The 26,306-nt window shown below is 31.8% G+C and carries 25 protein-coding genes; 7 read left to right on the top strand and 18 right to left on the bottom strand.

What is annotated here, in order from left to right:
- Positions 1-277: 277 nt before the first annotated feature.
- The 18 genes from CVT13_RS06735 to CVT13_RS06645 form a co-directional block, all read right to left on the bottom strand.
- Positions 278-2,782, bottom strand: a complete 2,505-nt coding sequence (locus CVT13_RS06735; protein ID WP_199907282.1) for a type VI secretion system Vgr family protein — start codon at positions 2,780-2,782, stop codon at positions 278-280.
- A gap of 3 nt (positions 2,783-2,785) precedes the next feature.
- Complete coding sequence (locus tag CVT13_RS06730) at positions 2,786-3,136, bottom strand: hypothetical protein (protein WP_107812020.1); 351 nt, start codon at positions 3,134-3,136, stop codon at positions 2,786-2,788.
- Complete coding sequence (locus tag CVT13_RS06725) at positions 3,136-3,681, bottom strand: hypothetical protein (protein ID WP_234411996.1); 546 nt, start codon at positions 3,679-3,681, stop codon at positions 3,136-3,138. Before CVT13_RS06725 ends, CVT13_RS06730 begins: the two co-directional genes overlap by 1 nt.
- Positions 3,678-4,238, bottom strand: coding sequence for a hypothetical protein (locus CVT13_RS06720; RefSeq protein WP_107812019.1), 561 nt, complete (start codon positions 4,236-4,238; stop codon positions 3,678-3,680). The genes CVT13_RS06725 and CVT13_RS06720 overlap by 4 nt, the downstream gene beginning before the upstream one ends.
- Positions 4,239-4,351: 113 nt before the next feature.
- Positions 4,352-4,873 (bottom strand): Hcp family type VI secretion system effector, encoded by a 522-nt coding sequence (locus CVT13_RS06715; RefSeq protein ID WP_054195925.1) that lies wholly within the window; start codon positions 4,871-4,873, stop codon positions 4,352-4,354.
- Between the two features lie 65 nt (positions 4,874-4,938).
- On the bottom strand, positions 4,939-5,859 hold the full coding sequence (locus CVT13_RS06710) for a hypothetical protein (RefSeq protein WP_107812018.1): 921 nt from the start codon (positions 5,857-5,859) through the stop codon (positions 4,939-4,941).
- 9 nt (positions 5,860-5,868) lie between these two features.
- Positions 5,869-9,357 (bottom strand): type VI secretion system membrane subunit TssM, encoded by a 3,489-nt coding sequence (gene tssM / locus CVT13_RS06705; protein ID WP_107812017.1) that lies wholly within the window; start codon positions 9,355-9,357, stop codon positions 5,869-5,871.
- 78 nt (positions 9,358-9,435) lie between these two features.
- The gene (locus tag CVT13_RS06700; RefSeq protein WP_107793912.1) at positions 9,436-10,332 is read right to left on the bottom strand and encodes a type VI secretion system baseplate subunit TssG; all 897 of its coding nucleotides are present in this window, start codon (positions 10,330-10,332) and stop codon (positions 9,436-9,438) included.
- Positions 10,329-12,047 (bottom strand): type VI secretion system baseplate subunit TssF, encoded by a 1,719-nt coding sequence (gene tssF, locus CVT13_RS06695; protein ID WP_107812016.1) that lies wholly within the window; start codon positions 12,045-12,047, stop codon positions 10,329-10,331. Before tssF ends, CVT13_RS06700 begins: the two co-directional genes overlap by 4 nt.
- Positions 12,047-12,436, bottom strand: coding sequence for a hypothetical protein (locus CVT13_RS06690; RefSeq protein ID WP_054195920.1), 390 nt, complete (start codon positions 12,434-12,436; stop codon positions 12,047-12,049). Before CVT13_RS06690 ends, tssF begins: the two co-directional genes overlap by 1 nt.
- Before the next feature lie 7 nt (positions 12,437-12,443).
- Positions 12,444-13,892 (bottom strand): type VI secretion system contractile sheath large subunit, encoded by a 1,449-nt coding sequence (gene tssC / locus CVT13_RS06685; protein ID WP_054195919.1) that lies wholly within the window; start codon positions 13,890-13,892, stop codon positions 12,444-12,446.
- A 2-nt stretch (positions 13,893-13,894) separates the two neighbouring features.
- The gene (gene tssB / locus CVT13_RS06680) at positions 13,895-14,380 is read right to left on the bottom strand and encodes a type VI secretion system contractile sheath small subunit (protein WP_054195918.1); all 486 of its coding nucleotides are present in this window, start codon (positions 14,378-14,380) and stop codon (positions 13,895-13,897) included.
- A gap of 78 nt (positions 14,381-14,458) precedes the next feature.
- The gene (locus tag CVT13_RS06675; protein ID WP_107812015.1) at positions 14,459-15,733 is read right to left on the bottom strand and encodes a type VI secretion system domain-containing protein; all 1,275 of its coding nucleotides are present in this window, start codon (positions 15,731-15,733) and stop codon (positions 14,459-14,461) included.
- The gene (icmH, locus tag CVT13_RS06670) at positions 15,734-16,498 is read right to left on the bottom strand and encodes a type IVB secretion system protein IcmH/DotU (protein ID WP_084110013.1); all 765 of its coding nucleotides are present in this window, start codon (positions 16,496-16,498) and stop codon (positions 15,734-15,736) included.
- An 8-nt stretch (positions 16,499-16,506) separates the two neighbouring features.
- A complete protein-coding gene (tssK, locus tag CVT13_RS06665; protein WP_107812014.1) occupies positions 16,507-17,901 on the bottom strand; it encodes a type VI secretion system baseplate subunit TssK in 1,395 nt (464 codons plus the stop codon).
- Position 17,902: 1 nt separating this feature from the next.
- On the bottom strand, positions 17,903-18,370 hold the full coding sequence (tssJ, locus tag CVT13_RS06660) for a type VI secretion system lipoprotein TssJ (RefSeq protein WP_054195914.1): 468 nt from the start codon (positions 18,368-18,370) through the stop codon (positions 17,903-17,905).
- A gap of 525 nt (positions 18,371-18,895) precedes the next feature.
- Entirely contained in the window at positions 18,896-19,186 is a 291-nt protein-coding gene (locus tag CVT13_RS06650; protein WP_107812012.1) for a hypothetical protein, read from the bottom strand.
- The gene (locus CVT13_RS06645) at positions 19,183-20,709 is read right to left on the bottom strand and encodes a hypothetical protein (protein ID WP_107812011.1); all 1,527 of its coding nucleotides are present in this window, start codon (positions 20,707-20,709) and stop codon (positions 19,183-19,185) included. The genes CVT13_RS06650 and CVT13_RS06645 overlap by 4 nt, the downstream gene beginning before the upstream one ends.
- Before the next feature lie 745 nt (positions 20,710-21,454).
- On the opposite strand from CVT13_RS06645, the gene CVT13_RS06640 reads away from it, so the two are divergent.
- From CVT13_RS06640 to CVT13_RS10460, 7 genes are all read left to right on the top strand, one after another.
- Positions 21,455-23,236 (top strand): site-specific integrase, encoded by a 1,782-nt coding sequence (locus CVT13_RS06640; RefSeq protein WP_107812010.1) that lies wholly within the window; start codon positions 21,455-21,457, stop codon positions 23,234-23,236.
- 82 nt (positions 23,237-23,318) lie between these two features.
- Positions 23,319-23,570, top strand: a complete 252-nt coding sequence (locus CVT13_RS06635) for a type II toxin-antitoxin system Phd/YefM family antitoxin (protein WP_009295321.1) — start codon at positions 23,319-23,321, stop codon at positions 23,568-23,570.
- On the top strand, positions 23,560-23,847 hold the full coding sequence (locus tag CVT13_RS06630) for a type II toxin-antitoxin system RelE family toxin (protein ID WP_009295458.1): 288 nt from the start codon (positions 23,560-23,562) through the stop codon (positions 23,845-23,847). Before CVT13_RS06635 ends, CVT13_RS06630 begins: the two co-directional genes overlap by 11 nt.
- A gap of 366 nt (positions 23,848-24,213) precedes the next feature.
- Positions 24,214-24,555 carry a plasmid mobilization protein gene (locus CVT13_RS06625; RefSeq protein WP_009295459.1) on the top strand — a complete coding sequence of 114 codons (342 nt, stop codon included), beginning with the start codon at positions 24,214-24,216 and terminating at the stop codon, positions 24,553-24,555.
- A gap of 35 nt (positions 24,556-24,590) precedes the next feature.
- Positions 24,591-24,914, top strand: coding sequence for a hypothetical protein (locus tag CVT13_RS10470; protein WP_234411995.1), 324 nt, complete (start codon positions 24,591-24,593; stop codon positions 24,912-24,914).
- A gap of 499 nt (positions 24,915-25,413) precedes the next feature.
- Entirely contained in the window at positions 25,414-25,728 is a 315-nt protein-coding gene (locus CVT13_RS10465; RefSeq protein ID WP_234411994.1) for a hypothetical protein, read from the top strand.
- 3 nt (positions 25,729-25,731) lie between these two features.
- Positions 25,732-26,091 (top strand): hypothetical protein, encoded by a 360-nt coding sequence (locus CVT13_RS10460; protein ID WP_234411993.1) that lies wholly within the window; start codon positions 25,732-25,734, stop codon positions 26,089-26,091.
- Positions 26,092-26,306: the final 215 nt, after the last annotated feature.

The following is a 26,306-nucleotide window of genomic DNA, read 5'->3' as shown; positions in this document are numbered from 1 at the left end:
CTTGCTATTCCTCCGTTTACGCTTTTAACTACTCCGGCTTCTTTAGCCATCATGTTCTCCTTATTGTTTATATTATTTGAAATTTTGAATGAATTATATAAATTTTAGAAGAGCTTGTCTATTGTACCATGTGAAATATTTGTGTGACTATCTTTTATCGTAGCTCTAAAATTTAGCCTTTGCTTTTAAAATTCTTAGCATTAGTTTTAGTAGAGATTGATTTTATTTAAAAATTTAAAGACCTACTAAAATAGAAAGTAAGTCTTTAAATATGATCTTATAAAGCCTTTATATCTCCACCAATAACTCTTAACCCTCTACTATCAAATATCGCCTTTACGCCAGCTACTTCTATCACGACACTTGATCCCTCTATCGTTACTTTTGTGCTACCTACTTGATGGATTATCTTATCTTTGGCATTTACCTCATAAGTCGTCTCTATATTGCTAAATTTTGAATCAGCAATCTCAGTGTGCTGGGCAGCTGTTTTTGTTGTGAAATTTGACTTAGCATTTATATCAATGTAGCTATTTGCCTGAAGCACAATATGCTCGTTACTAAATTCATTTATGCCTTTTTGTGAATTTAGCTTATAGCCACCATCTATATTTTGCTCTTTTGTGCCTTTTACCTCTCTCATCTCATCATTATGTATGGTCGTATTAAGATTTGATTTTACTTCTACAAATTTATCATGTCCTACAAATTCATGACTATCTTGACCTACTCTTGTATTGTTATCAACAGCTACGTTTAGCGTATTTGAGACGCCCACTACTGTATCTTTTGAAAGCCCGACTGTTGTTAGATATTCAGCTCCCACATTTACATTTTTTGCTAGATCTATCGTCTGAATGTGAGCTTTTTTTACTCGTTCGGTGTAACTTCCATGCACTTGTGAGCTTTTGTCATTTAGTATTGTTTGAGAAAAGTCGTTATTTACAAGCTCGTCATAGTCCTTTTCTGCTTTTACATAAATTTGCTCTTTATTTTTTAAATTTGATAAAGTGATCTCGTTTATACCGGTCTCATTTGCACCAATTGTTTTTGAGCTAAGAGATGTTTGGTGATAGTTGCTATCTACATTTACAAGTGGCGTATTTGAGGCATTATATAGGCTACCACTTACTACTGGGTTGTCTATATCGTTTTGTAAAAACGAGATGATAACCTCATCGCCGATCCTTGGTATGGCAAAAAATCCTGAGCTATTGCTAGCAATAGGCGTTATCACTCTTAGATAAGCACTCTTGTGATAGCTTGCGTTGATAGCGTCGTCTTTATCAATTATCTCTTGTGTACTAAAAGCATTTAACCTCACCTTTACCCTACCATAGCTATCAGTATGGATCGTGTTATTTTGGCTGTTTAGTCCATCTTGACCGACTACAAGACCCAACGTGATATCTGGTGCTTTTGGCTTTTGCTTGTAGCTTGGGACAAATTTCACACTACTTGGAATGATGCTTATCTCGTTTGTGTATGAGCTTATAAATTTTTTATCTTTAAATGGGACATTATCGCCTAAATTTAAAGTATTTTCTAAAACGCTCTCATCAATATAAGTATGCTTTAAAGCTATTATTTTAAACTCATATTCACCCTTACTAGCGTCAATGGCTACCGAGATATTATCATTTAAATTTAGTGCAAATACATTTGAACTAGCGGTAAATTCTTTTAAAAGCATATCGCTTCTTAGTTTTTTAAGATAGGTGCTAACTTCAAGCAAGCTAGTATCACTAAATGAATACTCGTCCAAATTTATATGCTTGTCATAGATATTTACCTGCTCGTCAAATATCTTTTCATTTTTACTCTCTAGCATATTTGGATAAGCTGTATTTTGAAAAGAGTGCGTAAAGCTATTTGCCTTTAGCGTCTCGCTCTTTGTTATTTTATTTATATGCTCGGTTGCTAGATTATTATTCAAATTTACATTAAAACTTACTTTTCTAGCTTCCTTGCCACTGCTTGTATCGCTTGAAGTAAAATTTTCATTTTGATTGCTATAAGCTAGTATAAATGTATCATGAAAATAAATTTTTTCATTATCTTCATAAAAATATATACCGCTATCATGGCAAAGCCTTGTTATAAAGGCTAGGTCGCTCTCATTGTACTGGGCTATGAATTCTCTTTTGTTGTAGTTATTTTTGATATTTGAGAAGTCTAGCTCTTTGGTTAGTCTTTGTTTATTAAAAGCCAAAATATCTTTTACTACTTCTAAAATGCTCTGGTCTGTATAAATTCTATTTGCTCTATTTATGCTTAGTCTATATAGCGGTGAAGTTAGCTTAAATTTAAAGAAGTATTTTTTATCTATATTTGTACTAGTCTCATCGTCTACGCCAAGATACTCTACATCGCTTACTATTCCACTAAAGTGCATATCGTTTGAGCTACCATCTGGGATGATGTTTTTATTTGTTGAAGAAGGCCTTTTTATGCTTAGCTTTATACTTTTATCAAGATATTTATATATGCTTGAGTAGCTTTTATCGTTATTGTAGATGGTGTCTAAATTTTCATAAAGTGGGTTTTTTACCAAATTTATATAAGCAAAGCACTCTATGCTAAATATACTTTCTAAATTTTCATAAATATCTGCACGCGTAACGATAAATTTATCGTTGGACTCGTTTGCTATCTGAAGAGTTGAGAAAGTATCGTTAGATACGCCGTAGTCCACAAAGCCGTCTGTTGCCACTGAATTGCTAGATGCCAGCATGACAGGCTTAGTCAGTGATGATGTTGGTGATGTTAAATTTTTGTCCATTTGTTACTCTTTTAATCTTTTTTCGTTTTCTTCTTCTTGTAATCTTTTTTCGAATTCTTTAATATCAGCATCATTTAATTTAATCGTAGGCTTTGACTCTTCCAGTATGCCAAGCCTTTTTGCCTCTTTATATTTTCTGAATTTAATTTCTGTTTGATCGTCTATGCCTCTTTTTACTCCTTCTCCAGTAGCATCAAAAATTTTGCCCATTAGCGGAGGTTTAGGATAAACTCTTATAAAAGCATCTACATTGTCTTTTGCATTTTGTGAGGTAGTTTTTTCTTTAAAGTCTTTTAAATCAGTATTATCATTTTTTACTTCGAGTTTCTTCTTACTTATATTAAATAAATCCATTACTTATTCCTACCTTCTACTAGCTCATCAAATTCTTTTTCGTCATTTACAATTTTTAAAATAGATTTTAAAACGGCATAATCTTTTGGGTCTTGCCCATGATCTAATAGTTTTTTAATCAGTTTAAATTTCTCTTCTTTAAATTCCTTATATTTTGATGTTTTTATAAATTTAAGCAATTCTTTACTGGCTCTTTTATTCTCTATTGGAACTCCATTGCTATTAAAAAAAAACGAAAAGTCAAGCCCTATTGATGTAGATAGCCAGCCATTTGGAGTAGCACCCTTGTCTAAAAGCATGTCAATAGTTCTAGTCTTGTTTGCATCGTAAGCAAATTCTAATAAATTCGATCTAGCCATTAAATTATTTAATTTTACGCTAGCATTAGCATCACAACCCAGTTTGTCTATATAATATTCTATGTATTTAGCGGTATTTTCATCAGTTATTTTTTTATCAAAAATAACCCCAAACATATCCGTGCAATTTGCTTCGTGTGAATACAAAGATGTTATGAGAAATATGATTATTGCCAATTGCTTCATTGCGCTAATTCCTTTTGGGTTCTATTCTTTAATAAATTATCTAAATCTTTTTCATCATTTATAATTTTCAAAATAACCTTTAAAACCTCATAGTCTTTTGGGTCTTGTCCGTGCACTAAAAGCTTTTTAATTAGCCTAAATTTATCGTCTTTAAATTCTTTATATTTTGGTGTTTTTATAAATTCCAATAGCTCAGGGCTAGCTTTTTTATTGTCTATACCGACACCATTTTCCCTAAAGAAAAATGCAAAGCTCATGCCTATGGACGTTGCTAAACTAGCATTAGCTGATGCTCCTTTTAACAAAAGAGTATCAAAAGTTTTTGTTTTATTTGCATCGTAAGCAAATTCCAATAAATTCGCTCTAATCGTTAAATTATTTAATTTTACGCTAGCATTAGCATCGCACCCGAGATCATCTATATAGTATTTTATATACTTAGCCGTTTCAGTGTCACTTAAATTTTTATTAAAAATGAGTCCAAACATATCCGTGCAATTTGCTTCATGTGAATATAAAGATGTTATGAGAAATATGATCATAGCTAGGTGTTTCATATCGCATTTCACATATCATGTTAATTTAAAAGATAAAGATAAAAATGGCTCATCTGTGTCCTTCTAGCTAGAAGATGATTTTATTAACCCTAGGGGTAAACCCTAGGTTGGTTTTAAGCTTTTTTAGTAGCTTCTCTCCAGTCATCGCTTCCGCTAGTGCCTGCAGCTACGTGTTCCCAAACTATCTTTCTATAGTTCATTGAAACTTTGAAAAGCTCTGTTTTGTCGCTGTTTAGCTTGTCTTGAGCATTTGGACTTACTAGAGTAATATCTGTTATAGTTGCATCTTCTAGTTTTGTGGTAAAGAAATGCTCCGCACCGCCGCTAGTTGATGTTCTATACCAATAGATCTCAACTTCAGGAAGCCTCTCGCCTTGAGTCAATGCGTTGTAAAGAAGAGGAACTGCTTTGTTTAAAGATGTGGTAAAACTAAAAGGTTTATGCACTCTTTGGCCTGACGGCTGACCACTTTGTGGATCTGTTGGAACTGTTACAATGTGAGAAACCTCTTGTGCCATGATCTCATCTTCATGGCCTGACTGATAGCGATTACCTATACTAGCTTCTGTTGAAGCACCACTTGAAATAAGTCCTTGTGTAGAACCTTTCACTTTAATATACACTGGTTGTGACATATTTACTCCTATTAAAAAGTTTGGATTATTCTATCTTTTATTTACTTTCTGTTTTATTAAAAACATTACTTTTTTAACATATAGCTTTGAAGAGCTTTATGCAATAGATAATTAAACGCTTCCTTATCTTCCTTAGTACTTTTTAGTACGGCTCCTGAAAGATATTTAAAAAATGAATTATTCTCGACTATATCATACATTTGGCTATATAGCTCTTTGCATATAAGCTTAACCAAAACAGTATTTATTAGTTCTGTCGAGTCACTAAGAGGAAGAGTTTTCATAATTGTTTCCATGTCTTTTGTATTTAAAGTCCTAGTCTGCTCACTTATAGGGCTCATATTTGGTTGCAATTTTATACTCTCAACTATCTTTGTCAAAAGCTCATCCATGCTTTTTGCAGTTAGCATATTTTGATTATTTGCATTTTCTTCTTCATCAAAATTTTGAGCTATCTCATTTAAATTTAAAACTGCATCGTGCGCATTTTCATTTAAAGTGATATCTTTTTTATCATTTATTAATGAGTTTATCTTTGGCTCTTCTTTAAAATCAACATTTGAAATTTTACCAACTGGCTCAAAACGTTTATCATCGAGTTTGTCAAAATTTTTCGTATTTTCTATTATTTTATGGGCTTTCCCTATATATTCATCAATCCTAGAAGGGTCTATAAATATAAATTTTAACTCCCCTATTCTAAAGACATCGCCCAAATTTATAACGCTCTCATAGTCATCTGGAAGCTTTGAATATGAATCACTATAAAAAATTTCACAATCTTTATAGCCACAAATTGTGAAAACTCCCTCTTCAAATCCAATATGAGCGTGTTTTGGTGCGATTGAATCGCTCATATCATTACAAGAAAATTTTGTAGTATCTAGTGAGCCTATATCACCGCCATTTTCATCAAAAATGATAAATTGAGCTGAAAAGCTTGACGCTTTATCGTAATTTTGTATAACTGCTGCTATTTGTTGCATATTTTATCCTTAATAAAGCATCTTCTTTGGTAAATTTATCGTTGGTATGATATCCATAAGCTCTAAAAGCTCTCCTCCATTTGGTGTTACTTCAAAGCCAAAATACGAATCTCTTCTACCATCAAAATTAAGCGTACTAACACCAACACTACTAAAATTTGAAGCTTTCAATATCTTATACCAGCCCCACTCTCCATCAAAACTTAGCTCTTTTCTCTCACTTCCAGTGCTTGAAACTGCATTGAATTTAAACTGTGTTGATATATCAAAATTTTTACTTGAAACTATCAAATTTGAGGCGATTGTATGATCATAAGTCAAAGAGTTATTAGAATAACTAATATTTATATGACTGAAATTTGCCGATAAGTCGACAGCTTTTAAATTATAATTTAATTTTAGCTCATCATTTGAATCAAGCATTAAATTTGAAATTCTGTCTATATAGGCAATATTTTTAAGGAAATCCCTACTAAATCTTAGCTCTTTTGCATATTTTGGTCTTATTTTATAACCATCGGCAGTTTTACTTAAGATTTGTTTTAGATATCTATCATAAAAGCTATTCCAAGTTCCGTTTTTGCCAAAGAATCTTTTAAATTCTTCTATACTGACAGCCTTTGGAGATTGTTCGTTAAATGGATAAAATGGCTTGATAAGACTTTCAAAATCATCAAAAACATCATCTCTATATGCTGTTGATAAAAGTGCTGAAGCGCCATTTTCTACTTGTTTCCATGCAAGTGTCGATAACTTTTGATAATATTCATTTAACTCATCTGGAAGCTTCTTAGCATCATTATTTAAGACAACAAATGGGTCGTTTTCATTTTTTATGCCATTTATTGCATAAACTATTTTATCATCGTTGCTTTGAAGCATTTCGAAGTTATAGTCACTAACTTTTTTATAAACGCTTGTTACATCATTGCTTATAATATCTAGCAAGTCATTAGAATTTAACGTATGATAATTAGTAAATTTAGCACTAAAATCACTGAAAACACGTTTTATCTCACTTGAAGCAAATCCTAGAGAATAGATATATTTTAGTAAATTCTCATCATTTAAATTTGTATTTTGATTAGTTAATTTTATTAAAGAATTTAAAGGATTTTCTCTCTTTGACAAGATGTCGAGCTCTTCTATGACCTCTTTTTTTGTGGTAAATTCATTTGGTTCTATTTCTCTTAAAATTTGACTCCATTTATCGGCATAATTTTGCAAATAAAGCTCTATTACGGCAATACTTAACTCTTTCTTATCATTTGAGCTAATATCTTTTAAAGAAGAATTTGTCTCCATTAGCCAAGATTCTATTACAGCTGTTTGATCTATGTTTGAGCTAAGCTTTGATAAGAAATCTCTTAAATTTTCTTTTGTATAAATTTTATTAAATGGCTTAAATGCTTCTTTCTCTTGGACTACTGTGTATAAATTTTCAATATCTTTTTTAATATCATAAAAAGATTTATCGTCTTTAAATGATATGAACTCAAGTATATAGTAGAGTCTTTGTGCTCTTTGAACAGGTGATAGTCTCGTATTTGCTATACTTTGAGCAACTGTGTCCGCAGTTATGTTTAAATTTTCTGCCTTTAAAATAGCCTCAATATGAGCTAAGAATTCATCTTTTGCAACGCCATATTTTTCAAATTTATCCCAGTTTGTGCTAATCCAAATTTTAAATAAATCCACATTTGTGTAGTCTTTGTCAAAGAGTGAATCATACATATAAAATGCTTTTATTAGCTTATCTGGATCGCTTTCATTTTTTAGTATATTTTCCATTTCAGTTAAAACTGTATTTTTGAAAAAATCAGCATTTAAATCATAGTAAAGCGCTTTAACTGGAGTAAAGCCTTTATACGAAGTATCTAGTGTTATATACTCAAATTTAGTATCACCGCTGAAGATTCTTGGATAGTCATTTAGACTTTGTTTTAGTAAATTTAGAAGCTCAATCTTTTGTGTCGGAGAGAGATCCTTGTATTTTTTACCATCAAGGTATGAAGAAATTTTATTTGCATTATTTATAGCATTTTGCTCTTTTATATTTTTAGTATCTAAAATAAAACTAGAACCCAAATATACTCCAGCACAAAGTATGGCTACTAAAACAAAATTTGCAAATTTTGTAAATCTATTTTGAGCACCAAATTTATTTAAGTTAGCTTTAAAAGCTATCTCTTTTAAAAATGATTTTACAAAATAGCTTTGTTTACTATAGTTATTTACCGCTCTTAAAAGTGGTTTTTTGATGTTATATCTATCGCAAATAGTGTTTGTAAGGTAGTTTATAGGTATATTTTCTTGATAAGCACTGACGAAATAAATTCCATTTATGGTTGAGCTATTTTTAAGTGCATTTTGAGAGCTTAGCTTTGTTACAAAATCTTTCACTAAAGCAAAAAAATTATCAAGTTGTTTTAAAAATAGATATGAACGTTTTTTATCTTCCAATAAATGCGAAATCGAGTTCTTACTCATGAGATGTTTAAATAGTGACTCGCTTAGGTTTTTTAGTTCAGTTTCTAGTGATTGTTTTGAGAAATTTGGATCTAAGTTTATTCCTAGAGCTTTATTTGCCACATCTTCATTGAAAAGCCTAAAATAATCTCCCATGCCATCTATTAAGTCAAGTTTGCTAAAAACAATATAAATAGGGAATTTAATATTTAGATGTTTCTCACAATCATTAACCCTTTTTATCATATATCTAATTAATTCATCAAAATATTCTTGCGTGCCTTCAAGGAATTTTTTAGTATCTATGATTAAAACCGCACCACTTAATCTAGCGTTAAAATCATTTCGTTTTAAAAAGTGTAAAAATTCACTCCAGATACTTTTTTTAAGCAAGTAATCCCTATTTTTATCTACATCATCTTCAGGAAGCTCTTCAGTAGCTGTTGGCTGATACAAGCTCTCTTGTGCAAAATGTATACCCTCAGTATCTAAAAGTGCACCAAATTTTGATATGTAAAGATTAAAGTTTGTTGTACTTTTGTGTATTTTTTTATAAGTATCTAAACTATCAGATAGTGGAAATTCGATATTTGAGTAGTTTATAAATGCGCTCTTTCCAGCACCTTCATTACCCATTATCATTATTAAAGGTAATTTTTTAAAATTTATATCTTTTTTCCATGTTGTTTTGGCATCTTTCAAAGAAAGTATAAAATTTCTTTTTGCCTTACCAAAACTATCCATAGACTCTTTTTTTATCTCTTTTAGCTTATTGTTTTTTTCATCTTTTTGAGATGCTAAATAGTGCATTAGTGGCTTGATTAAAACAAAAAATAAAATAACTGCCCAAAATGCAATTAATATAGTGACTCTTGAACTTATACTAGCAAAGCTATATACATCGTTAAAAGCTATAAGTGGAGCGTAAAGCCAAAATAAGACGCTTAGTGCAATAGAAGCTACCAAAATTGTACTGTGTTTGAATCTAAAAAAGACAAAAAATCTTCTTAGGTAATCGATAAATGCCATTTATGCACATCCTTTTACAAATAAATATATTTCTTTAATGTAATAATAACAAATATTTTAGATTTTATATCTAAAAATTTAAGAGCAAAGCCTAAATTTTATAAAATTTGACATATTTTTATTACTTTTAAGCCTTGCACCAAGGCCTATTTTACTATAACTTTCATCTATCCCAAGCTTTAATTGCATCTTTGGAGAATAGTTTATTTTTATGTATAAATCGGCAACAAATTCATTGTTCGTAAAAAAGATAAGAGTATCTTGAAGCTCTTTAAACTTTCTTCTTTTTGGGAAAAAATCAATAGCTTCTTCATAATCTATGCCATTTATATAAACTGCTATCTTAGTTTGTTTCTCAAAAAGCTTTTTACCAAGTATAAAATTTCTGCCCAAAGCCCTATTTTTGATGCCAAGCGAATTTAAATTTGAAGGTGCTATGAAAATTTGATTTGGTAGATTTTCTAGCAAAAATAGTTTATTTTTTAAATTAAAATGACGCTGCAAGGCAAACTCAATCTCTCTTTTAGGTCTTCTTTGACTAATAATAAGCGGAGAAAATGGTAAGAATTTTTTTGCTAATTTTTTATTGCTTATGTTTAATATATCTAATAAAATCTTTGAAATTTTATCATTAAGCTCTTTTTCAAAGGATCTTGCATAATTTTTTAGACTAATGCTATCAAAGAAAAGCCAAAGCAAGTAATTATCAAAAAAGTCAAAAAATTTCTCGAAATTATTATCGTTACTCTTTGAGATCTTTTCTAAAATATAGCTTGTAAGATGCGAGCCACTTCCCAAAAGACCCATAAAATTTACGACGATTTTTACTGCATCCTCTTTATTTAAGCTCTCAAGCTCATTAATCGGATAAGCAAAACTTGGACTATTTTTTAAAAAAATATCTCTTCTATCGTGGTGCTTTAGGCAGTTCTTTACTAATTTAAAAAAAGAAGCTTGATTTAGTTCTTTGTTCATATTAATTTTTTTGTACCACCTAAAAAGTCATAATTAAGCAAAATTTTACTCTTTATACACTTTATTTTAAGCTCGCAAAATGAATTGATTGAGGCAAATTTTGATAAAAATTTAGCCAAATTTATACCTAAAACATAGACATTTCCGATACTCTCAAATTCACTTTCATCTATATAGAATATGCAGAGCAACCCTCTTTTTGCAAAGCCTTGATCAACTCTATAAATTTGCTTTGTTTTTATATCATAAAGCGAGTTGGCAAATTTTTTAAAAAACTCATCATCTGGTGCGCTAAATGTATTAAGAAGTGCTAAAAAAGAGCCCTTCTCTAGTATACTTTGATAGCTAAAAGATAAGATACTAACTAGTTTCCAAAGAAGATTTCCATCTATTTTTACTCGCTTTACACTAGTTGGAATAGTTAAATTTTTAGTTGTTACACCTTGGTGGGATAACACTCTATCTATCTCACCAAGCTTTAGATTGCAAGGTAAATCACCATTGCAGCAAAACGCATCTATGCTGATGGTTTGATCTTTAGAGTCACTTTTAAAAAAAGAAATTTCTTTATAAGAGTTTAGTTTTATATCTGTTTTATTGCTGACAAAATAATAATCTTTTGCTCGCTCATCATTTAAAAATTCGAATCTCTCAAAACTTTTATAGTTTTTTAATATCCTTTTTTCATTATTACTGCTGTGGGCGACCACCTTACTGATTGAAACGATTTCATAAGCATCGATATTTGAGCGATCTAGAAAAATTCTATATTCGCTTCGCCTATTGTTATTCAAAATAGGCTCGGCACTCATTGCAAATAAATTTATTGCAGGCGTAGCAAAAAGAGAAAAATACTCTAGCCTTGGCACATATCCACTTGGCATATCTTTTGAAAATATAAATTTAATATTAAAGCTTTTTGCGGAAAAATTTTTAAGAAAGCCAAGTCCATTTAATCGCATAAAATTTAACTTTGAAGGAAAAAATGATAGCTCTTTTAAAAGCTCAAATGCTTCAAATCCAAACTCATCACTCTTTATCAAACGCTCATCAAACTCATCTAAACTAAGTTTATCAGGGCTTAACTTTATCTCTTGATCGCTATCTTCAAAACTTATTGTAATAAATTTCAAGTAATTTTTTAGCCACATTAGGAGCGTAGAAGAGAAGTAAACATTATTTCCAAGATATAAATTTAAAAAATCTATATCAAGTTCTTTTGTGCTAAGCTCGTCCTTTGTAACGCTTATATTTAAATTTAGAAGATAATCACTCTTGTTGTTTGACATAAAAGCTTTTGTTATCTTTAAGGGAAGTAAATTTATGTCAAAGATCGTTTGAAATTTGCACGTTATGCCATTGATCTGCTTTGACTCGACTATACTTCCTTTTGGTATAAATTCTCTCACCCCAGAGAAGTCATCTCTTAAGGTAAATTCTTGCATACAAGCTGATGGAAAAGGATTTGTATAGCTTGGCATTAAGATATTTACTAAAGACTCAGCGATTAGTGGGATATTTTCATCTAGTTCTTGCCTAATCCTAGATGTCAAAATAGCCATATTTTCTATTATACTCTCGACATCAGGATCTTTGCTTTTAGTATCTAAAAAGGGTGCTACTTTTGGAAAATTTTTAATAAAAAGAGCTCTTGTTTCATCAAGATACGCCATCTCTTTTTGAAAATAAGCTAGATTATTTTCATTATAGTCCATTATAAAATCTCACAATATCTATTGTTTTTAAAGATAACCTTTAGCAAATATTCTTTGAAATTATCGTTTTTATGCTTGTAGTTTATATTAAAGATGATACGCCAAGGCTTTAGTGAGTCATCATATCCGATAGATGTTACTTCTATTCTATTCTCATTTGAGCTGATTAATTCATATATTGCCATACCAAGTTTATGACCAAGCTCGTTTATCTCAACACCCATCGACCAAAGATCAATAATACTATCATTTAATCGGCCGTAGTTACCAAGTCTAGAGTTTAAGATAGTATCAATGTGATCTTTTATGTCGCTGTCTAGATCTTTAAAATATGGACGTAGCTTTGATTCGTCACTAAATTCATACAAAATTTTATCTATCAGCGACATAGCAAGCTTACTCTTTGTCTAGTTTTCCGACCAAAGAAAGCTCGAAATTTGCTCCCATAAATTTAAAGTGAGGTCTAGCTAGAAGCTCTATTTTGTACCAACCAGGCTCGCCAGCTATATCGCTAACGATAACCTTTGCACTTCTAAATGGTCTTCTACTTCTAACATCTGCTGGTGGGTTTTCCTGATCCGAGATGTATTGTCTTAGCCATTCATTTAAGCCACGCTCAACATCACTACGCTCTTTCCATGTACCTATCTCTTCTCTTTGAAGCACTTTTAGATAATGAGCCAAACGAGAGATCAAAAATACATAAGGTAGTTGGGTTCCGAGTCTGAAATTTGTCTCAGCAGCTTTACCTTCTGGAGTATTTGGGAAAATTTTAGGCTTTAAAGCAGAGTTAGCAGAGAAAAATGCAGCGTTATTGCTATCTCTTCTTAAAGTAAGAGCGATAAATCCATTTTCTGAAAGTTCAAATTCTCTTCTATCTGTGATCAAAACTTCGGTTGGAATTTTTGTTTGAACGCTTCCATAATTTTCGTAAGTGTAAGTTGGAAGATCCTTTACAGCACCGCCACCTTTTGGCCCAATGATATTGCCGCACCATCTATAATCAGCAAAACTATCTGTAAGCCTTGTAGCAAACGCATAAGCTCCATTGCCCCAAAGCATATCATCGTGATTATTTACAGTTTCTCTATAATTAAAGCTCTTTATAGGATTATCTTCTGGCACATAAGGAGATCTTGTAAGAAATCTATTTACCATACATCCTGTGTATTTTGCATCTTCATTTTCCCTAAAAGTTCTCCATCTTGTATATTGTGGGCCTTCTAGCATGCTTTTTAGATCTTTTATATTTTCAAGCTCACCAAAGTTGTCAAGTCCAAAAAATTTAGCAGAAAGAGATGTGAGAAGTGGTGAATGGCTCATTGCAGCAATTGATGACATTTTATTTAAAAAAGTCATATCTTGATTTGATTTATCTAGCTCATAATCAGCCACTATCGCACCAACTGGCTCACCACCAAATTGTCCATATTCAGCTGAATAAATTTGTTTATAAAGTGTACTTTGAGTTATATCTAGATTATTTTCAAAATCATCTAAAATTTCTTCTTTTGTGGCGTCTAAAAGATCAATTTTTACATTTTCATTAAAATTTGTTCTCTCAACCAAAAATCTAATTCCACGCCAAGTTGATTCTAGCTCTTGAAAAGATTTATTGTGTAAAATTTCATCCATTTGAGCAGATAAAAGGGTATCAATGTGGGCTATCATCTCATCAAGTGCGAGCTTGTTTATTTTATCTTCAGCATTATTTGTTGTGATTATATTTGAAATAAACTCAGCAACTCCTTGCTTTACAACACTATAACTCTCGTCATCTTTTGAATATTTACTCCTTTGCATTATGCTTTCAATGATAGGAGTTTTAACTTTAGTTTCAGACATTTTTATTCCTTATCTTGTTCGTCTTTAATCTCTAAAAGAAGTTGTTTTCTACTATCTTCATCTTTTATAGCTTCTAAAACCGCCTTTCTAAAATCAGGCATATTGCCCATAGGACCTTTTAGTGCAACTAAAGCTTTTCTAAGTTGTAAAAGTTTTTTTAGTTCAGGGATTTGGTTTATAATATTGTCTGGATTAAAATCATGGATGCTCTCAAAATCAAGGTCAATATTTAAATCTTCATTGTTAGAATTTAGCTTATTTTTTACAGAGAAATTTGTATGAATATCTAAGCTTTTCATAACCTGATCAAAATTTATTTTATTGATAGAAATCACTTCACGATCTTCAAGTGGAGTTTGGTTTTCACCAGTTAAATTTGCAACTACCATAAGCTTTAATGGAAGCTCTACATCAGCCTCTTGGTCATTTGTCTTAGTTTTATAAACTATATTTATGCGTTCTTTTGGTGGGATTAGATTATCTGCCATAGTAACATCCTTTTTTCGTAAATGATTTAAGAATTATATTTAAATAAAATTAAAGGTGATTTAAAAAAACATATTTTATCACACAAATGTTTTTGCCTTTATATATATGTCTGATAAATAATCTTTAAGCTCGGTATTTTCTATAAAATTAACTATTTGTGCATAGGTAGCTTTTGCATTATTATTCATGCCTTGAGCAGTAAAAATTTTTGATAATTCAAGCATAAAATTAAGCTCACTTTGAGCACTTGAAGCATGCTTACTTTTGTCTAGTTCTTTTATTAGATCTTCAAAGCTCATATCTTTTTTACTATCACTGCTAGAAGTAAATTCCAAAGAGTTGCTTTTAATAAAAAATTTATTTATCTCTTCGCTAAAAAAAGATTCTCCACTTTGGAATTTGAGCTTTTTTATATCTGGAAATTTATCAATAAAATTTAAAACCATATCACAAATAAGATCACTTTGCCTTGCAAGTCCAGCACTATTTAAAAACTCGCAAAATATCTTAATGCCTTCTATCCAAAATGGGTTAAGTGCTAAATTTCTTATAAATTTTTCTAAGTTGTCAAGATTGAGTTCGTTACTTTTTTTAAAAAGCATAATCAGATTTTCATCAGGGTAACGTATCTGTGTTATTTGATCGCTACTTGATGGGAGCGCCTTTATTCTGCCCCACATTGCTTCAAAAATTAAAGAATAAGCGTTAAAATTTTTAATATCACTCTTTAAAAGCATTAGTGATAAATTTATAAAATATTCTCTAAATTCTCTATCATTAAATGTACTAATGTCATTGCCGCTAAATGAAACGTTTTGATGGTAAGTTGGCTCAGTTTTAGTAATTACTTTTGGCTCTTTAGCTTTTAAAATTTCTTCTTTTTTTTCTTCTATATAAAGCGTATCAAAATGTGTGCCAAGTTCTTTCGAAAGCTCAGGTACAAGATCATTAAAAGCTTTTGCGTCAGCTTGATCCAAAGCTTTATTATTAGCTTGCGTAAAAAGCTCTATTGTTTGAGCTATTATCTTTTTTTTAGCAGGTAGCTGCTTTTCATTTTTTGCAAGTGAATTTGGCTCTTTTTTCAAAATAGATAGAAAAAAGATAAAAGCTTTTATAAGTGTCTTAAAAGCCTCTTTATCGTTTAAATTTATAGCAGAAATCACTAAGAAATTTAAAAGCTTAGCGTCAAGGCTAAATTCACTTAAAGCTTTTAAAGATGAGCTAAATACATAATCCCACTTTATACTGTCATGCATCAAAGTTTTATACTTTGACATTTCATCAGTTAAACTAATATAAAGCTCATTCTCTAAAAAATCTTCATTAAATTTATTACAAAAATTATCTTGCACTTACTTATTATCCATAAAATTCTCTATCTTATTATTTAGGATGCTATCGTTTCTGATATTGTTTTGATCCATAGAATATGTACTATATAAAAATGCAGCTGCGATCATAGCAATGGCTAGCAAAATGAAATAAAATTTTAAACGCTTTAGCGAAAATACCTCAAGAAAGCTTTTCTTTGTCTGTTTTAAGTAACTCTTTTCAAATACATTTTCATCAGCCTTTATGAGCGGAGAAACAGCCGCAGCTATATTTTCACAAAGATAAGAGATTTTTTCATTGCAATCTTCTTGGGTTTCATATTTTCCTTTATAGCCAAGCACCAAACAAGCATATATAAATTCTAAGAAATCTTTATTTTTGCCAACATTTTCAAACCACTTATCCATAATGCCAAAGAATTTATTTCCACCTAAATTTTCATTAAAAAATCTTGTTGTCAGGGTATTATTGGCCCAAAAGCTGTTCATAAAAATTTCATTTTTTAGCAAGCTCTCATCTATAAAAACACAAAGGCAATACCTAAGTCTAATAATATCGTCTTCCTCGTAAATGCCTAGATTTGATATCTTTGAAGTAGTGCTTAAGATATCGTTTATCAATTTTTCACGTAAATTTGCCATTTCACTTTGTGAAAAATTTTGTAATTTTGAAACCCTATTTGCCAAAAGAAGCAATGGTAATACATGATCTAGTGCAAGATTTGTGCCAAGACCCAAAAGATTTGTTTGACTTAAAACTGAGGTTTCATTTTGATTTTCGTTCATTCTTATCCTTATAATAAAGCCCACATTTTAATGTCAGCATTCGGTAAATTTGCCGTTATATAAACGCTAATCACATTTTGATTTGCAAAGCTTTTAAAAATTTCGTCTTTTTTGTCTATCTTGTAATAGATATAATCGTTTAACTTCGGTAAAGTACTAGGAACAACAGAAATTTGCTCTACGTTTATACCTCTTAGCTGTGAAGAAACTATGCCTTTTATATTTGATTGAGTATGGATTTTGCATTGCTCTTTGAAATTTTTAAGAAGATACTCATTTTTCGTATCGCTGTGAATAGCAAAATAAATTTCTGAGTTTTCAATAATGCTTGGATTATCAAAAATACAGTCATAAAAGCCGTGATTATTTTTAACAATCTGTGCCATTATATATTTTGGAGATAAGATATGTGAGAATAAAAGTCTTAGATTATTTATCAAAGACACAAAAGTTTGAGTTAGGTTATTGTGATCGTAGGCTATAAATTCGCTAAAACTATTATCGTGACTAAGTGCCAACAGATCAGACTGAAAATCAACTAATTTTTCATACAAATACTCTGGGTGAAATTTATCTTTCTTTAACAAATAAGAGAATATTAAATGCCATTTTTTTAGCATATTTAGTGTTAAATACGTTGAAAAATCAAGTCTATTTTTAGCCTGATCAATACCTCCTAACAACCCAAAATAACTCTCTTGATGTTGCTTTGTAGCAAAGCTAAGCTCCTCTATAAAATTTGTTATAAAGGTGTTTTTACTAATGTTAATACAAGTTGGAATAAATTTTTCGTCAAGTATTATTTGCTTATTTAGGTCTATATTTTTTATTTTACAAATTGGTATGCTAAGCTCGTAAGGCATCTTTGAGCCAAATATTCCAAGAGATGATCTTTGGCTCGCTAGGATTATATTTTCTTTATCTTGTGCAAAGGCAGAAGATAGTTCAAAATCATCTTTATCATCTAACTCGTTTAATATATCGTTGCTAGCTTCATCATGCACTCTTGAGCTAATAAGTGCTTGCTTGGCTGTAAATTTTAAATTTGGTAAATTATTTTGCAAGCTAATATCAACCAGACCTGAGCTAATAGGTAGTTTTAGCACTATAATGGCTGAGTTTAGTTCACTTGGGATTATCTCAAGTGGCTCTGGTAATTCATCTTGATCTGGCGCATTGAAAATCGTACCATCTTGAGAGATACAAGAAATTTTAGTTAGCCCTATTTTGCCTTGAAGCAAAAGATCGCTTGAAATTTCTAAATCTAAAACACCGTATAAATTTGAAAAAGAAGAGATGGTTTTTAGGTTTAAATTTCTCTCAAAATATCTTTCTTGTTGCTCGAAATGAACCTTATCAACGTTCATTCCGTTATACCAAACGACTTTTAGCTTTTCAGACATTTTATTTGCTTGCTTGTATTTTAGAGCTACTAGCGTCTAAAACATTTACGCCATTTTTTGTTATTTCAAAAACTATATTTTTTTCTTTTATCTCTTTTGTAGCTTTATAAGCCTTGATATTTGTCTTGCTCTGATCGGCATAAAGTACCAAAATACCGACATACGGAACCTCGTCAGGATATACATTTGTAAAAGCATATCTATTTGTATTTGGCTGAATTTGTGTTTTTATAGAGTCAATCTTGTCATAACCTAGTATTTCACCATTTCTCTCAGCTAGATCGATAATGCTAGCTTCTTTAAATTTAGCCACATCTCTTAATTTATAAGCTATGATAGTTATAGGAACATTATCGCCATGATAGTTTAAATTTGAATTTGGCATATTGCTTATAATAAGATCTTTTGCACATCCTGTAAGAAATAGCATAAATACTAAAAAAGATAGAAATTTAAATATTTTTTTCATGAGTTCCTTTACCTGATTTTAATAATATTATTTTTGCGTAATTATATCTAAAAAATTTAGATGATGCTCATTTTAAAATTAATGTTCTTAAACAAAACTTTTATATCTGTTCTCATTCTTTTTTATCGTCTTTATTATTTTTATTATCTTTGCTACTCATACTATCTACAGCCACCTGTGTTATTCCAGTAAATATACTTGCCCCAACTTCGGCCGCAGTCTTATTCTACTCGCCCACTTTTATGTTTACCCTCTTGTGGCATTGTAACCAATCCACATTATAAATACAAATATAGCCTGTATCAAAGAGACACCGCCTATCGTGACGTCCATTTCTTCCAAATTCTTTTTCGAAAAGTCGCTCTTTTTTATACCGTTTTTAATTATGTAATATATATTAGTCAAAATTATCCCAGCAAAAATAACGTCACCATAGTGTTCTCCAAAGAGAAGTTTTAGGATTATTATAAAGCCAATACATAGTATGCTGCCAAAAAATATAATTAGATATCTCACTGTTTGTTTTTAAAAAAATCTTATATAAATTAGTATTAACCAAATTAAAATAATTACAATAGTATAAAATAATGCTACACTGCCATATTTTATCTCTATATTTTCTAGGTTCTTTTTTGTAAGGTCACTCTTTTTAATATCATTTTTTATTGCAAAAAAACCATAAAAACATACCAAGATAAAGCCCATCGCATCTATATAATAAATTTCTCCAAAAAAGTATTTTAATAGCTTTATAAATAGCAGCGCTACGACACATATTGCTATAACGCCGCTGAATACTATCGCAAATTTCTTCATTGTTTATTATCCATATCTGACTGTATTACGCCGCCTACTAGTCCAGTACCTACTTCAAATATAGTCTTATAGTTACCATCTTTGCCTCTTGGTATCTTCTCGCCTATCTTTCCGGCTATATCTGTTGCGCTTCCCACTCCTGCTCCAATTATACCCTTAATAATCACTCTTTCTCCATCTATATCTTTTGAAAGATCAGTTGCTTGAGAATATATTTCACTAGCTGCATTTCCAGCAGCACCTCTTGTTATGGCGCTTAGCATATGACTAGCTCCGCCCGTATATAATCCTACGGCAGTATTTATAACAGCCGATAATGGGTCGTAGTTATTAAAACTATTGTTGTTTTTACTATACTGTGAATATGTATCTATGCCCGCACTCATAATGCCACCTGTTACTATACCCACTGTTTTAGAGCTATCATAAAATTTAATATCTTTTGTCATATCTTTTAGTAAAGTACTAGAGCTACTTTCCAGAGCAGATATCTTTGGCTTACTGACTGTTATAAAATAACCTTTATCGTTAGTAATTTTATAAACCTCTACTGGTTTATTGTTTTTACCTAATTGCTGATATATCACTTTATTCTCTGTTATATCAATACTACGAGCTACATACTCTTTACCGTTATGTCTTAATATACCGTCGCTACCTAATTTTCCTCCTTTTGGGGTATTGGCTAATAGTTTTTCGTTTATCCTTGCTTGCATCTCTACAAATGGAGCTTTTATTGCATTTTTTGAACTAGAGTACAGAGCTGATGATAGCTGTTTTGCAGCACCGACGGCCGGTTTAGTAAACGGTATAAGTATATCGCTTGTATCTCCTAGTCCTATGGTATGCTCCGGGTTCCAATCTTTATCCTCATACTGCTCTTTGGTTGCGGTGTATAAAGGATAACTCGTCATACTCTCTTTATAAACGTCTGTAAAGTACAGATTTCTCTCTTTGGCAGTAGTTGCCAATATATCATACGCCTCATCTATTTTACCCCTATCAAATACCATGCTATACCTAGGCACCTCGACTTCATCGGCGCTTTCTAATGTAGATACAACATGTTCAAAAGCTTCTTTTTGAGATTTATCGACATTCGTTTTAGCTGCAAGAATAAAAATGTTTATTGCCTGGGCATAAGGTACGTTATTTTCTTTACTATATCTATATGCTAATTCCATCGCAAGATCATGTTCATTGCTTGTTAGCATCCTATTAGTCCCTAAATTCTTATCCAGTTTTGCAAATTCTTTATTGTTATTTATCATGCTTGATGTTAAAGCTGTTGTTAAAGGCGTTTTAGAAAAACCTTTATCGTTTAGCCATAGAGCATGAGAGAAATATCTAGTTGCAAAGTCTGAGAAATTTGATGCGTACTTAGTATCATCATCTCTGTTTTGATTTATATCTCTATGATCTTGTATATCCATAGATCTTTGGTTTTCATGGGTTATGGTTTTTACAAGATCTTTCATATCGGTTATGTTTTTGAAATTTATATAGCTAGATCCAGTTTGCAAGCTTGTAAAACCTTTTATTTCTTCGTTATTATATCCTCTTTCATTTTTTGTAAGTAAGGCTGTGCGGTATAGTCTTTCTCAAAGCTTTCTTAAAAGCCTTTAAGAAAATTCTTTACAAAGGCTCTACTATGAAGCTCTTCATCTTTACTGTTAAGCTTACTGAAGCTTAACTATTGGCAGTAGCTGGATATTCCTTGGGGTATTTTAAAGGTGACCTAAAATAAAAGCTAGAAGCAAGAATTTAAAACAAATTTATTTTTATGGTATTAAAAGGGTGATGGCTTTATAATCGCTACATTTTTAAGAGACTGTCCCACTTTAGTAACTAAGTGTTCCACTCTTAAAGGAAATTTTAAAGAAAGGGAAAGAACAAAAGCATCACTGCTAGTGCCTAAAATAGTGCGTTTTGGTGTCACGGGGGAGACTTGAACTCCCGACCTCCGGCTTATGAGGATTTTTTATATGAGCTCCTGAAAGCCTGAAATACGCACTTTAGACGATTTTTACTTAGTAGTTACATAAAACTGTTCCATTTTTGACCGGTTGGCTATTAAATATGGGACAACACTTAAGGGAGCGAAACGGTATATATTACTACCGAGCCACACTTGCTCCAAGCATTAGAAAATTTTTTAACGAAAAGCGAGAAATTTGCTTCTCCACATCCACTAATCTCTTGGAAAAAGCCAGAAAAAGGGCTAAAATTCTAGACAACAATCTTTACTTGATAAAAAGGGCGGTTCACATGAATCTTGGTGATAGCATAATCCAATCTTTTGTAAATTCGTTTATGAAAGTAAAGCTTAGTAAGAGCATCAAAGAGCACTCTCTTCTTAATAAGAAGATGGATGTAGAATTTCTAAATGCGCTCAATGACTACTTTAAACAAAGTTTGATAGATGGCGGTCTGCCTCAAATTTTAATTAAGGATATAAGTAATATCACTAACACTGCTGGCGCTCTTGGTAGCAAGAATAAAGAGAACATAGGGCAAACTCTTTTAGAGAAAAACATACTAACACTTAACTATCTTGTATCAAAGCTTGAGAAGAGCAGTGTGCTCTTTGATGACAAGCGTGAGCACTGTTTCCTTGAAGATGATTCTAGTGATAACTTAGCCAAACATGCCAAACCTAGTTCGTTTGACGCTAAGGACATAGCTTCATTCCAAGAAAATATAAAAGAGCTTGAAGATAGCGGTTGTTTGCCTATTACGGATGGACAGCTTAAGGCTATGGCTCAGAGGATTAGCGAAACGGTTTATGCCATACTAGATCAAAAGTATGGCTCAACTTCAAATTTAAAGCTAGTAAGAACAAAGAATAGCCATAGAAGCATGGAAGATATCATATTGGATCCAAATCCACCAAAAAATATCAAGATAAAATTAGATGACGATAGTAGCTTTAGTATTTTTAATCCTAGCGCCCAAGTAACACAAGAGTATGAGATCAGGCAAGCATTGCAAGTGGCATCTGGCTCTAGCAATCAATTCTCAGCTTTAAATTTAGAAGATCAAAAGAGCTTAAAGGATGCATTCGAGATATTTGAGACAAACACTAAAAGAGCTGACAAGTGGTCGCCAGATACGCAAAGACTAGTTACTGGCGTAAAAAAGCTCTTATTTTTATACTTTAACGAAGATACGCCAGTTTATAGGATCACAAGAGATAACTTGCTTGAATTTAGAGATCTTCTTTATAAAATTCCAACTAAGCTAGCTCAAAAGAGCAGGTATAAAGATAAAAGTTTATCTCAGATACTTAAGCTAGGAGAAAATGACGATAAACTCTCTGAGCCTACTATCCAAAAATATATGATAAGGGTTATTCAGTTTTTTAACTACTGCTTTGATAGCGGCTATATAAGTAAAAGCATAACTGCAAAAATGAATGTCAAGATAGACATAGACCCTAGCGAAAGGGCAGTGCTTCCATACGAAGCATCAGAAGCTAGAAAGATCTTTGAGATAGTAACTAGTATCAAACAAAGTGGTAAATCACCAAGTTCAAGGATAGAGGCTAGTGAGCTCTACTACGTCACAATGATAGCTGCTTATAGTGGCATGAGGATAAAAGAGATCACACAGCTTCATAAGGAAGATATAACCTTAAAAGATGGAATTTACTGCTTTAACATAAACACAAATGATGGTAAAACCACCAAGACCAAAAACAGCATTAGGTTTGTGCCTATTCATAGTAAGCTCATAGATCTAGGTCTGCTAGAATATGTTAATAGCAAGAAAAGCGGAAATATATTTAAGGTAAGCAATAAGGACTTCTCTGAAATTTTTAGAAGCCAGATCCAAAGAAAGTTTATAGACAAAGACTCTAAAAAGACCTTCTACTCTTTTAGGCACTACTTTATAGACTATCTAGTGCAACGCGAGGTAGAAGCTAACCTTATAGCCCAGATAGTAGGACATGAAAAGCAGTATAAAATTTTACTAAACACTTATGCCAAGCCTATTAATGCAAACACACTAAAGGCTAAAGTAGAGATGGTATCGTATGATAATGAGTAGGGATAAATTTCAAAGCATAAACTTTTAAGACTATCTTTATATCTTATTTAGTATTATTTTAGGTATTAAATAAAGGATAAAAATGCAAACTATACAAGCAAATTTTACAGCTAGCATAAGTGAGCTAAAAAAGTCTCCAGCTCAAATTTTAAAACAAGCTGGAGATAATGTCGTAGCTATACTAAACCACAATGTCCCTAGCGCATATCTAGTACCAAGTGCTGTCTATGAAAAAATGGCAGAGATAATAGAAGAGTATCATCTAAGTAAAGCAGTAGATGCTGCTCTAGCAAGTGGTGAAAAACCAGTAAAAGTAAGCTTAGATGAGCTATGAGTTAGAGTTCTTACCAGGCGCTTTAAAAGAGTGGCAAAAGCTAGACAATAGCATAAAAGTGCAGTTTAAAAAGAAGCTAAGTGAGCGTCTAGAAAACCCAAAGGTTGCCAAGGACAAGCTACGAGGCTACGAAGATGTCTATAAGATCAAGTTAAGAGATGTCGGCTACCGCTTGGCATATCAGGTAAAAGATAGTGAGATAGTAGTGTTAGTGCTAGTTGTCGGCAAAAGAGAGAACAACGAAGTATACGAGATGCTAAAGGATAAATTTAACTAAGCATAAAGCTAGACTTTAGTTATCTGTGATTTGCTAGTAACTAATTTTATGTTATTAGCTTGTCCTATCTAAAGTGCTCTTTTATGATGAGCATAACCCCTATATTTTTATTATTTTATTTTCTTAATTTCATACTAGACTAAATTTTTAAGAGAAAATCCAGAAGCTACAAAAATTATATTATATATTTCATAGTATTTTTAAAAAACACGCATTTTAGCGGCCTGAAGCCTACCGAATTCCTTGTTTTAGGCTGTGAAATTTTATAAAATAACCTTAAAAGATATTTAAAGAGCAAGTCTGACAAAAATTTTTATGGCATAGGATTTTTTGAGTGGCTTCTTCTTAGATTGGGAGTAAATTTACGTGAGTTCTGAAAAGATAAAAAAACGCAAGGTAACCAAAGTCATAACTAAAAGACTTAGGCTAAGTAATGCAGAATGGTTGGTGATTAATAATAAATTACAAGAAAGTGGCCTAACTTTCTCAAAATTTGCCCTAAGAGCTATGTTGTCTAAGCAGATTTATGCACCAATTATAAGGGAACTTCTAATTGAGCTATCTAGACAAGGACAAAACATAAACCAAATAGCCACCAAATTAAATAGTGGGCAAAGCCTAGATAGAGTTGGTATTGAGATCATAGCCGACGATAATAAGATCTTACATAAAATTTATGAAATATTGGGTAAAAAATATGTTTCTTGATTCGCCTTGTATCAATACAAATAAAGGCACTAGTGATGCTAGTTAAATTTCTTCGTACTTATACTGGTGGTGGCCTTGGGAGCATAAATTATCTTTTAAATGAGAGAAAAGCTGCTGGAACAGCAAGAGTTATAAAAGGTGATGAAAATTTAACTAGAGCTATTATAAAAGGCATCACCTATAAACAAAAGACCTGTTTTGGTGTTTTATCATTTGAAGAGAGGTATAACTTTTTAACTGAAGAGCAAAAACTAAAAATCATTAAGGATTTTGAACGTGCTCTTTTGGGTGAGTATATGCTTGAACGTACAAATGTATTATGGGTAGAGCATTCGGATAAGGATGGGCGGCTTGAGTAAATTTCCTGGTTCCCAAGATCGATCTTAAAACAGGAAAATCATTTAATCCATATTTTGCCAAATATGATCAAACTAGAATCGATTTAATCAAAAAGATCATTAACGATGAGTATGGACTATAAAGCCCAGATGATCCAGCAAAAGAGCAAACTATATTGTCTAGCAAGAAAAACATCAAGCATTATAAAAATTTAGAAGATCTCGACCAAAAACTGCACGATCTGGTTAAGCAAGGCTCTATTAAAAATAGAAATCACATGATTGAACTTCTTACACAAAGTGGTATCGAAATAACCAGAATCAATAAAAAAGGTATAACAATCATACTGCCTACTAAAAAACAAAAAATCGTCTAAGAGGAGGAATATACGATGCAGACTTCACAGGTAATCAAAAACTTAGAGAGCTCAGCGAAAGCTCAAGCAGAAGGATTAGAGAATTCCATGATAAAACACACAAGCAGAGTGTAGAGAAAATAGGCGAAAACTTGAGGAGCTTATTGCAAAAAGAGATAGATTTAATCAAGAAAGATATGTCGAAAGAACTTCAAAAAACAATATCCTTGCACCGCAAGGACAGATCGGTGATAATCTTACTATCAACGGCTATTGCACTAGTGTTGGGAACAGTGGCTGGCTGGATGGTAAAAGAGAAGAAGTTAGAGAACGAAATGGTTTGGACGATACCAAAACAATGGAGATACAGCCGACCTACTGCAGACAAGACCCAGAGGGAATATTACATATCGATTCCAAAAGACGAAGAGATAATAGAGAACGAGAGCAGGAAATTTATACTAATGAAAATGGAGTAGAGGATGACAGTATTAGAGAAAGCATTACTAGAAGAGAACGAGCGCTTGACGAAGACGATCGAGGACGAAAGGAGCAAGCACGAATTAGAAATAATGAATTTGCAACAAGACTGCGAGAAGGAGCTTGTGATACTACGAACAGATGTGACAGAGCTAACAAAGAAAGTCAAGAGCTTGAACAAAGATTGCAACGACGCCTTAACGGAATCTTTGCAACAACAAAGAGATATGTACGAGAGTTCAATATCTCGTTTGAAAGAAAAATTAGAAAATTCAGAAAGAGAATTCCAAAATTTGAGAGAAGAATACGAGAGCTTACAGATAGAGTACAAGAGGCTGCAAGAATATGTAGAGAATTTATAGAGGAGCGTGAATACACCCAGAAAGCCAGCATAAATCACCATATGGGTGATGTATGCAATGAAAAGACTCAAAGCTTAGATATGTTTTAAATATAGAGACTCTATTAAGTTTATTGCATAATCATCTCATTTATTACTTCCAAAACTATATTTATTACACTGCCATTTTAAAAATCTACTAAAATATATTTTGCGGACCATAAAAAATCATTTAGT

Source organism: Campylobacter concisus, from assembly GCF_003049085.1.
Lineage (GTDB): Bacteria > Campylobacterota > Campylobacteria > Campylobacterales > Campylobacteraceae > Campylobacter_A > Campylobacter_A concisus_H.
The sequence above is the reverse complement of the archived record's forward strand: the minus strand, read 5'-3'. Positions and strand labels throughout refer to the sequence as shown.